The sequence below is a fragment of the Thermincola ferriacetica genome (assembly GCF_001263415.1).
Taxonomy (GTDB): Bacteria; Bacillota; Thermincolia; order Thermincolales; family Thermincolaceae; genus Thermincola; species Thermincola ferriacetica.
Map to the genome: position 1 here is coordinate 1 of NZ_LGTE01000052.1, position 2056 is coordinate 2056.

2 protein-coding genes are annotated in these 2056 nt (G+C 36.0%); both read left to right on the forward strand.

The genetic code is table 11. The features are described 5' to 3' along the window. The coding region (locus Tfer_RS15580) for an ArsR family transcriptional regulator (protein ID WP_152909086.1) at nucleotides 1-922 on the forward strand (922 nt) is incomplete at its 5' end. A gap of 85 nt (nucleotides 923-1007) precedes the next feature. Next, the gene (locus Tfer_RS15585) at nucleotides 1008-1847 is read left to right on the forward strand and encodes a gamma-glutamylcyclotransferase family protein (RefSeq protein WP_052219190.1); all 840 of its coding nucleotides are present in this window, start codon (nucleotides 1008-1010) and stop codon (nucleotides 1845-1847) included. The last annotated feature ends 209 nt before the right edge of the window (nucleotides 1848-2056 follow it).

A 2056-nucleotide genomic window follows, 5' to 3' on the forward strand; every position in this document is an offset into this window, starting at 1 on the left:
ATATCAGACAACGAGGTTATTTTGGTCAAAAACATCCGTTTTTGTTTGCCGAAATTCATCCATTTTATTTTACCACTTACACTTGAATATTGATATTTTAAAAAATCTTGATGAACTCCTTAAGAAAACTGCTGATGGTGTTCAGAGTTATCGGAGAAATAAAAACAAATTAAACGGCTTAATAAGAGACTTTTTCAATTTCGTAAGTAAATACTACGGTGTCAAAATTGATGTCGATACTTATTTTCCTCCATTGAATTTTCGGGAAAAAACCGAAAGAATGATAGAAATACTCAAGTATCTTCATGAAGGACCTAAAACACGGGAAGAAATATCCGCATATTTTAGTATTACCGAAAGGACGTTGTCTGATTATTTAAATGAACTCCAGAGAGGGGATTATTCTTTTCTCGGGTACAGTATGAAGATAAACTTGAAACGTGGTGAAAACACTTACGATTCAACAATACACCCTGTTTTCTTACCGCTTAACTTGAGCGAGGTTTATGCATTGACTGTCGGTTTAAAATTGACAGGCAGGAAAACTGTTTTTAAAGATATTTATGATTATATAGCTGATTGTATTTACGACCAACTATCTTCTTATGGCAAAAGACGTATTTCTGAGAAAGCCAAGGAAAAAGGAATATTTTTCGATGACAATCATATAAGAGCCTACCGATTTGAAGAGGATATTCTTGATTCAAAAAGGCAGAAAATGTTTGCTTATTTCCTTAAATCCGGAGCACTCTGTAAAATTGAATATGACACCAAAGAAGGACTCAAGACAGTGGTTGGCCGAGTAGATTTTGCCAAGGAAGGGAATGATTATTTGACCACCAAAATACTAGTCATTAATGATGAACAAGAAAAAATAAAAATTGACATTGATAGGATAATAAGCATTGAGTTTGCTAATTGAAAAAATATGAATCTCAGTTTCATTAACCTCCTGAAAGCAGACATGTAAAATGAAACTAAATCAAAACAAGGAGGGTAAATGAGAAATGATTATTAACGAACTGAAAAAACTTGAGAACAGTATCAGAAGAGGTGAATGGCAACCTAAGCATGACAAGTGTGAACTTTGGGGTGGCGCAGACGTCGTCATTGCCTTAGAGCTTACTGACGATTTGCGGGCATGGGAATCGGATAATCATTTGGTTATTGATTATGATAGAATTCATAAAAGTAGCAAGGTACTGGTTATCTCAAAATACGCCAGGCAAATCAGCGCATTGTTTTATTCCTTGAGAGAGATCTTCCGAGATTATATCGATTTTGCCAACAAATTTGCTTTCTACGGGCGATTAGGCAAACGAGCGAACAAATATATCGCCCAAAATGACGATTTGGATGGTGTATTGCTTGAGATTATTGATGAAGCCAAGATGATGGCCCGTGAATTTGGAGGCCGGCTGTATTTTGCTTACGGTTCAAATATGGATGAGAATCAAATGGCCCAAAGGTGCCTTACAGCAAAACTGATCGGTAAAGCCCGCCTGAATGACTACAAGTTTATTATTAATTCCCGTGGTGTTGCAAGTATTATCAAAAGTGATAACAGCTTTGTCGAGGGTATCTTGTGGAGTATATTTCCACAAGACGAGAAATCTTTGGATGGTTATGAAGGAATTTATTCCAATCTTTACAATAAGGAAGAAATTGTTGCCAAAATGTTACCTAAAGGAGAAGAAGTTTCCGCCATTGTTTATATAGCTTCCGAAAATGTTTGTGGAAAGCCATGTCCAGGGTATCTGGAGAAAATAATTTCAGCGGCTAATAAGTTTAATTTTGATCCGGAGTATATAGCAGAACTAGAAAGCTGGGGTAAAGCAAACTGTTAAATAATTGGGGATTTACTCCAGAGAGGGAAGGAATTTAAAAGATGACCGAATTGAAACAAGGAATTACAATGGGTCTGTCAACAATTTTGTGTAAACCCACTATTCCCTATTTTAAATAATTGGTTAATCGTTCTTCAAAATATATGGAAAATTGGGCCAAAATTGTACCCCAGTTCTGGATTCGGGTTATCCACTTCCGGGTGACATCC